The organism is Albidovulum sp., from assembly GCF_041919395.1.
Lineage (GTDB): Bacteria > Pseudomonadota > Alphaproteobacteria > Rhodobacterales > Rhodobacteraceae > Albidovulum.
Genome location: NZ_JAYRTX010000135.1, coordinates 1 through 6,435 on the forward strand (window position 1 = coordinate 1; position 6,435 = coordinate 6,435).

At 70.6% G+C, this 6,435-nt stretch carries 5 protein-coding genes; 4 read left to right on the forward strand and 1 reads right to left on the reverse strand.

Features of this window, described 5'->3' with window-relative positions:
• The 3 genes from ACMUOO_RS16045 to ACMUOO_RS16055 all read left to right on the forward strand — a co-directional run.
• On the forward strand, window positions 1–139 hold a 139-nt coding region (locus ACMUOO_RS16045; RefSeq protein WP_413855719.1), incomplete at its 5' end, for a YcjX family protein.
• A gap of 7 nt (window positions 140–146) precedes the next feature.
• Window positions 147–1,166 (forward strand): YcjF family protein, encoded by a 1,020-nt coding sequence (locus ACMUOO_RS16050; RefSeq protein ID WP_301917872.1) that lies wholly within the window; start codon window positions 147–149, stop codon window positions 1,164–1,166.
• 72 nt (window positions 1,167–1,238) lie between these two features.
• A complete protein-coding gene (locus ACMUOO_RS16055; protein ID WP_301917873.1) occupies window positions 1,239–4,007 on the forward strand; it encodes a DUF2339 domain-containing protein in 2,769 nt (922 codons plus the stop codon).
• A 92-nt stretch (window positions 4,008–4,099) separates the two neighbouring features.
• Here ACMUOO_RS16055 and ACMUOO_RS16060 read toward each other — a convergent pair whose 3' ends face one another.
• On the reverse strand, window positions 4,100–4,507 hold the full coding sequence (locus ACMUOO_RS16060; protein ID WP_301917874.1) for a group III truncated hemoglobin: 408 nt from the start codon (window positions 4,505–4,507) through the stop codon (window positions 4,100–4,102).
• Window positions 4,508–4,741: 234 nt separating this feature from the next.
• Between ACMUOO_RS16060 and ACMUOO_RS16065 the strand changes: the two genes are divergently transcribed.
• The coding region (locus tag ACMUOO_RS16065; RefSeq protein ID WP_413855718.1) for an isoleucine--tRNA ligase at window positions 4,742–6,435 on the forward strand (1,694 nt) is incomplete at its 3' end.

The window sequence follows — 6,435 nt, forward strand, 5'->3', positions numbered from 1 at the left end:
GGGGGCGACGGGCTGGCTCGACGCAGACTACCGGGTGATGAGCTTCGCGCCGGCGCGGCTGAACCTGAAGCCGGGCGAGGGGCCGCCGCACATCCGGCTCGACCGAGCGGCGGAGTTCCTCTTGGGCGACAGGTTGTGAGGCGAGAATGACGAACCCCAAAGGCCCCGTCCTGATCGAGCGCGAGGAGGCGGCCGCGATCGGCCCCGACGCGGCGCCGCCCGTGCCCGACCTCGCGCCCGTGCCCGAAGGGCGGGCCATGCAGACGCTCGCGGTGCTGGCGGCGCGGCCGCGCTCGCGCCTCGGGCGGTTCTTCTGGGGTGCCGCCGCGGCGCTCGTGGGCTTCATGGCCTCCGTCGCGACCTGGCGCTTTGTCGAGGGGCTTCTGGCGACGCATCCGGTGATCGGCTGGATTGCCGCCGGGCTGACGGCGCTATTCGTTCTGGCGGCGCTGCTGGTCGCGCTGCGCGAGGCCGCCGCCTGGGCGCGGCTCGGACGGCTCGATCGGGTCCACAAGGCCGCCCTTGCGGCCGCGGGGTCGGGCGACCTGAAAGCCGCGGGCCGGGTCGTCGACGGGCTCGTGGCGCTCTACGGCTCGCGCGAGGACACCGCCTGGGGCCGGGCCCGACTGGCGGAGCGGCGGGGCGACGTCTTCGACGCCGACGCGCTGCTGTCGCTGGCCGAAGCGGAACTGATGGCCCCGCTCGACCGGGCGGCGCGGAGCGAGATCGAGGCGGCGGCGCGGCAGGTGGCGACGGTGACGGCCTTCGTTCCCCTGGCGCTGGCGGACGTGGCGGCGGCGCTGACGATGAACCTCAGGATGATCCGCCGGATCGCAGAGATATACGGGGGCCGCGCCGGCGCCATCGGCGGCTGGCGGCTTCTGCGCACGGTCCTCACCCATCTCGTCGCAACTGGCGCGGTTGCGGTGGGCGACGACCTGATCCAGTCGGTCGCGGGCGGCGGCCTTCTCTCCAAGCTGTCGCGACGCTTCGGCGAGGGGGTCGTCAACGGCGCGCTGACGGCCCGGGTGGGCGTGGCCGCGATCGAGGTCTGCCGGCCCTTGCCCTTCGCGGTGCTGCCGAAGCCGCGCGTCACCGCGCTCGTCAGCCGAGCCCTCGCCGGGCTCTTCGGCACCGGGCGCGCGGCGGACGACGGGAAATCCTGACTTCCGGGCGGGCCGACTTGCGCTATGAATGGTCCCGGTGACGGCCGGGAACACGGGCGCGGGGACGGGACGATGGACGGTTGGGAACTTCTGGGCGTGATCGCCGCGCTGGTCGTCGTGGCGATCCCGGTGGCGGTGGTGGTGCTTCTCGTCTCGGTCGGGCGGCTCAAGTCGCGCGTCGCGGTGCTGGAGCGGGAGGCGGCGGGACGCGACCGCGCCCTCGACGATCTCTCCAAGGCGCTCCGGGAAGCCTCGCCACCGCCGGCGGCCGGGCTGTCCGCCCCTGCGGCCGGGCCGCCGGAGCCGGTGCCCGCCACGACCGAAGACGCGGCACCCGCCGCGGCGGCGCCCCCGGAGCCGGCCGCGCCGGTCGAGGGTCCATGGACAAACCTCCCGCCCGCCGCGCCGACGCCTCCCGTCGCCCCGGCGATCCCGCGCGTCTCGGCGCTTGGCGACTGGATCAGGACCAACTGGGTCTTCGTCGTCTCCGCCGTCTCGCTCGCGCTCGCAGGGCTTTTCCTCGTGCAATACGGCATCGAGAACGGCCTTCTGCCGCCGGCCGCGCGGGTCGCGGCGGCGATCCTCTTCGGCCTCGCGCTCATCGCGGGCGGAGAGGCCCTGCGCCGGCGCTGGGGCGACCGCGAGGGGGATCCGACGGCCTACCTGCCCTCCACCTTCTCTGGCGCGGGGCTCGTCTCGATCTTCGGCGGAATCGTGGCGGCGCGGCAGCTCTACGGCCTTATCGGACCGAACGCCGCCTTCGCCGGGATCGTCGCGACGGCGGTTCTTGCCATCGGGCTCGGCTGGCTGTCCGGCCCGTTTCTGGCCGCCGTGGGCCTCATCGGCGCGGCGGCGGCCCCCTTTGTCGTCGGCGGGCAAAGCGAAGCGCCCTACTGGCTCTACATCTACTTCGTCACCATCGCGGCGACCGGGCTTGCCGTCGACACGATGCGCCGCTGGGCCTGGGTCTCTGTCCTCGCCGTCGTTCTGGGGATCGGCGGCGGCTGGCTCACGCTCGTGGGGACGGGCGGGGCCGGCTGGTTCGCGCTGATGCTCGTGGCGGTGGCGGGGCTGGCCGCTCTGGTGCCGGCGCGCGGGTTGATGCCAGACCACGCGGGCAAGATGGCCGTGGAGCTTTTTGCGAAGAAGGGCGGGGATCGCCCCCGCTTCCCGACGCTCCTTGCCGCCGGAACGGTTCTGGCCGTCGCAGTCCTTCTTCTCACGCTCGACACGGCGACCCCTGCCGAAAGCCTGCTGGTCTATCTCTGCGCCGCGGCGCTCGCCGTTGCTCTCACCGTCTGGTCGGGGCCTGCGAGGGCGCTTTCAGACCTGACGCTTCTGCCCGCCTCCGCCTTCCTCCTCCGGCTCGGGCTGGAGGGGCTGGACCGCGGCCCCCTCTCCGCGGAGTTTGCGGCGCAGGCGATTGCCCTGCGTCCGCCGGAATCCTCCGCGCCGATGACGGCGAGCGTGATCCTGGCTCTCGCCACCCTGATGTCGCTCGCCGCCGCCTGGGCAAGCGGCGGGGCGGGGCGGCTGAAGCCCCACTGGGCGGCGGGCGCCGCGCTCGCGGCCCCGCTCGCGGCCCTTGTCCTGGAGCTCTTCTGGGCGCCGTCGTCCGTGCTCGGCGCCTATCCCTGGGCGCTCCATGTCATCGCGCTCGCCGCGCTCATGGCGGGCGTCGCAGTCACCTTCGCCCGCGCCGATGGCGGCGACATGCGCCGCGCGGCCTACATGGTGCTCGCCGCGCTCTCGCTCATCGCGCTGGCACTCTTCCTGATCCTGACGAAGGGCGCGCTGACGCTGGCCCTTGCCGCGCTCGTCGTCGCGGCGGCCGCTCTCGACCGGCGCTTCCGCCTGCCCGAGATGGCGCTCTTCATCCAGGCCGGCGTGGTCGCGCTCTCCTGGCGGCTCGTCGTCGATCCGGGGCTCCCCTGGGCGGTGGACGAGGCTGCCCTGTGGGAGGCGGTCGCCTCCTACGCCGGGGCGGCAGCGGCGATGGCGGGGGGACTCTTCCTTCTTGCGCCGCTCGACCGCCGCGCGGCGCGGGTCTTCCTGGAAAGCGCCTTCGCGGCCTTCGCCGCGCTCTTCGCCAATGTGCTCATCAGCCGCTGGCTCATCGGACGGAGCGGCGGCGACTGGATCGGCGCGCACTGGGCGCTGACGCTGAACGCCGCCCCCTGGCTCATCCTCATGCTCGTCCAGCTCTACCGGCTGCAACTTGGCGGGGCCTTGCGCTGGCTGCGCTGGGGCATCGCGGCCGTGGCGGCCCTGATCGGCTTCGGGGGGATCGCCCTGGCCGTCACCCTGGCGAACCCGCTCTGGAATCTCTTCGGCGGACCGGAGGGCCGCGTCTACGGCCCGCCGCTCCTTGATACGCTCTTCGTCGCCTATGCAATGCCCGCCGTGCTGCTTCTCGCCGCGCTGACGCGGCTCGGCCATGTGCACAGGCTTATCCGCTGGGCGCTCCTGGCGGCCGGGGTGGCACTTGCCGCGCTCTATGCCGGGCTCGAGATTCGCCGGCTGATGCGCGGCGACGACCTCTCCGTGCCCGGCGTCACGCAGGGTGAGCTTTATGCCTACACGATGGCGCTGATGGCGGTGGGCGCGGGGCTCCTCTACCAGGCGATCGCGCGGCGCTCGTCCACGCTCCGCCGCGCGGCCATGGCGGTGATCGCGCTGACCATCGCCAAGGTGTTCCTGATCGACATCTCAGGGCTTTCCGGCCTCACCCGCGTCTTCTCCTTCCTCGCGCTCGGGCTCTCGCTCGCCGGTCTCGCCTGGCTCAACCGCTGGGCGGCCGGGCGGCAGGACTCGGGCGGCACCGGCATCCGGGACGGCTGACCGCCTCCCCTTCCGTCCGCAAGTGCTCCGGGACGGTGCGGGAGGGCAGCGCCCTCCCGGCGGGGTGCCCCGACGCAGGGCAGGGCGAAATCCTATCCGAGCTTCGGTACCCCGCCCGGCAGCGTGGAGCCTTCCACCACGCCATAGCGCAGGCTCCGCCCGATGCGGTGGGCGAGGGCCGACCAGGCGGCGGCCGCCTCGGGCGCGAGGTTGCGCCTGAGGACGGAGTCGAAAAGACCGAGCCAGGGGTCGAACATCCCCGGCTGCACGTTGCCGGCCCGCCGGTGAGCCTCCAGGGGATTGCCGTCGTAACTCCGCTCGAACAGGATAGCGTTGCGCCAGAAGCCCGCGATCTTCGCCTCGTGCGCGGGCCAGTCCGTCACATGGACGGCAAAGACCGGGCCGAGGCCGGGATGGACCCGGATCGCGGCGTAGAATTCGGCCACCACGCGGTCGATATCCTCGGGCGTCACGGCAAAGCGCGGGGGAGGGGCGGGCACCGGGGTCTCCTTTCGGCCCCGATCCTTGCCCCACGCCGCAAGCGGAGGCAAGTCCGCACCTTGCCGCGCCCACTTTACCCCCCGATTGCGGTTTCCTATAAGGCGGGCCATGAAGCGCACCTCCGCGACGATCATGCGAATTAGCGGCCCGGCGATCTGACCTGTCAGTCGCCGGGATCAGGGCGCATTCCCTGCGCCGCTCAAGCTTCACCGATTGCCCAAGGACCGCCCGCGATGTGCGCAGATACGCCCGAACCGACCGCCCCGGACTACCGCTCGACCGTCTTCCTGCCCGAGACCGACTTTCCCATGCGCGCCGGCCTGCCGCAGCGCGAGCCGGACTGGCTCGCCCGATGGGAAAAGATCGGCATCTATGATCGCCTGCGCGAGAAGGCCGGGCGGGAAAGCTTCGTCCTCCACGACGGCCCGCCCTATGCCAACGGCCACCTCCATATCGGCCACGCGCTGAACAAGGTGCTGAAGGACATGGTGGTGCGGTCGCAGCAGATGATGGGCAAGGACAGCCGCTACGTTCCCGGCTGGGACTGCCACGGCCTGCCGATCGAATGGAAGATCGAGGAGCAGTATCGGGCGAAGGGTCTGAACAAGGACGACGTGGACGTGGTGGCCTTCCGCCAGGAATGCCGCAAGTTCGCCGAAGGCTGGATCGACGTCCAGCGCGAGGAGTTCAAGCGCCTCGGCGTCACCGGCAACTGGGCCGATCCCTACCTGACCATGGACTACCACGCCGAGGCGGTGATCGCCGGGGAGTTCATGAAGTTCCTGATGAACGGGACCCTCTATCAGGGGTCGAAGCCCGTGATGTGGTCGCCGGTGGAAAAGACCGCGCTCGCGGAGGCGGAGGTCGAGTATCACGACCATACCAGCCATCAGGTCTGGGTGCGGTTTCGCCTACACGCCACGGGCATGGCAGAGGTTGACCAGTGCGAACTACCGAACAGTGAACTGCTAGGAAGCAGCGTTCTGATTTGGACAACTACCCCTTGGACGATCCCACAGAACAGAGCCGTCGCATTCAATCCAAGCATCGAGTACGGGCTGTATTTGGTTGAATCCACAGGCGAAAACAGCACTGCAAAAGTTGGAGAGAAGCTTCTCCTAGCCGACAAGCTCGCCCAGGATGTGATGACGGCCGCGAAGGTGGAGGGTTTCAAAAGGCTCGGTGCGGTCCGTGACTCGCAACTTGATGGCGCCGGGTGCGACCACCCCTTCATGGACGTTGAAGGGGCGCAGGGAGAGTGGGACTATACTGTCCCCATGCTCCCCGGCGACCATGTCACCGACGAGGCGGGCACCGGCTTTGTCCACACCGCGCCCAGCCATGGCGACGACGACTACCAGCTTGGCCTGAAATTCGGCCTGCCGATGACCTACAATGTCGAACCGGACGGCAGCTACCGCGCCGATCTGCCGATCTTTGGCGGCGAGGCAATCATCCTGCCCGACGGCAAGGAAGGCCCCGCCAACGTCAGCGTCATCAAGCAGCTTGCCTATGCCGGCGCCTTGTTCGCCAAGGGCAAGCTCAAGCACTCCTACCCGCACAGCTGGCGCTCCAAGGCGCCGCTGATCTACCGCAACACGCCGCAGTGGTTCGTCGCCATCGACCGCAAGCTCGACGACGGCATGGGCACCTATGGCGACACGATCCGTGCCCGCGCGCTGACCTCGATCAGCGATCTCGTCCAGTGGACGCCAGCCACCGGCCGCAACCGCCTCCATTCGATGATCGCGGCGCGGCCCGACTGGGTGCTTTCCCGCCAGCGCGCCTGGGGCGTGCCGCTCACCTGCTTCGTGAAGAAGGGCGCGAAGCCCACCGACGCGGACTTCCTTCTGCGCAATGCCGAGGTCAACGCCCGCATCGTCGCGGCGTTCGAGGCCGATGGCGCGGATGTCTGGTATGTGCAAGG

Coding starts and splice junctions, on each gene's coding strand:
- ACMUOO_RS16050 (WP_301917872.1), top strand. CDS start 147: ATGACGAACCCCAAAGGCCCCGTCCTGATCGAGCGCGAGGAGGCGGCC.
- ACMUOO_RS16055 (WP_301917873.1), top strand. CDS start 1,239: ATGGACGGTTGGGAACTTCTGGGCGTGATCGCCGCGCTGGTCGTCGTG.